Here is a 1,307-nt window from a genome sequence, read left to right as displayed (position 1 = left end):
TTCGTCCTTTAGATTTGTTTTGATATTTTATTTAAGGCAAAGAACGATTACTTTTCTTAAATTATAAATCAGATTACCTAAAACGGTAGCGGCACATTAATATATCGTCAAGGTTTTTATGCCTAAGAAATGATGCAATCCGCTACCGTTTTTTCCCTTAGTGACCAGATAACAATTAGGGTATTCCCCATTATTAAGGACTAGGATCGATGGGGTAAATTTTAGGTAACCTTTACAAACATAAAAAATAACAGGATGATTGGCACTACAAAATTTTTTATCGGTATCGACGTTTCCAAACCCCACTTTGATGTTGCATTGATGGCTGTTGTGAACCATGTAAAACAGGAGGCATTAACAGCACGGTTTGACAATACAGCTCCAGGGATAAAGCTGTTTGAGAAGTGGTTGAAATCGCAGAAAACCACATTCAGTGCGGACTGCCTGGTTGTTATGGAAAATACCGGGATCTATCACCGCTTGATATGGACTTTCTGCAGCAAGAGAAACCTGCCCATCCATATTGGCAATGCAGCCCATATTAAATGGAGTTTTGGGATAGCCAGGGGCAAGAACGATAAGATAGACAGTATCCGTTTATGCAGCTATGCATTCAAGGAAGCTGATGAACTAAAGGCTACAGCTGTCCTTGATCCCGAGCTGATGCTGCTAAAAGATATGATATCAGCGAGAACCAAATTGCTCAAGCAAAGGACCGGCATAAGTGTATCGGTTAAAGAACTTGGTCATGTCAATGGAAAAGAGCATCAGAAACTGATTGAGAAAGCACTTAAAAGTGCAATTGAAGGTATAGCCAGGTCAATCAGGAACGTCGAAGACCAGATCAAAAAAATTATTATGGGAAACCAGGATTTCAAACGGAACTATAAATTATTGATAAGTATTCCTGGGATAGGCCATGTTACGGCGGTGTACCTGATCGGCTGCACGGGAAATTTTGCGGGTCGGCCAAGTGGAAAGGAACTGGCCTGTTACGCAGGAGTTGCGCCATTTGAACAGACTAGCGGCATAAGCATTAAAGGCAGACCAAGAGTTCACCGGATGGCCAATAAAGAGCTTAAACGGCTATTGCACATGTGTGCCTTATCTTTAATTCAACACAATCAGGAATTAAAGGCATACTATAATAGAAAAAAGGATGAAGGGAAGCACAGTATGAGCATAATTAATGCCGTTAGAAACAAAATAGCATTGAGAATTGCTGCAGTTATTAAAAATCAAGTCAGCTATAAAAATAACTATAATATAGCTGCGTAAAATTTGTTTTTATCATAACAATCATTTCG

1 protein-coding gene is annotated in these 1,307 nt (G+C 39.4%); it reads left to right on the top strand.

Annotated elements, in window-relative coordinates; translation table 11 throughout:
* The first annotated feature begins 255 nt into the window (after positions 1 to 255).
* Complete coding sequence (locus tag ACFSR6_RS17535; protein WP_379081238.1) at positions 256 to 1,278, top strand: IS110 family RNA-guided transposase; 1,023 nt, start codon at positions 256 to 258, stop codon at positions 1,276 to 1,278.
* Positions 1,279 to 1,307: the final 29 nt, after the last annotated feature.

Origin of the sequence: Pedobacter vanadiisoli, from assembly GCF_042684385.1 — a bacterium.
GTDB lineage: Bacteria > Bacteroidota > Bacteroidia > Sphingobacteriales > Sphingobacteriaceae > Pedobacter > Pedobacter vanadiisoli.
Note: the sequence above shows the minus strand (reverse complement) of the source record. Positions and strands in the feature narration are given on the sequence as shown.

Coding starts and splice junctions, on each gene's coding strand:
- ACFSR6_RS17535 (WP_379081238.1), top strand. CDS start 256: ATGATTGGCACTACAAAATTTTTTATCGGTATCGACGTTTCCAAACCC.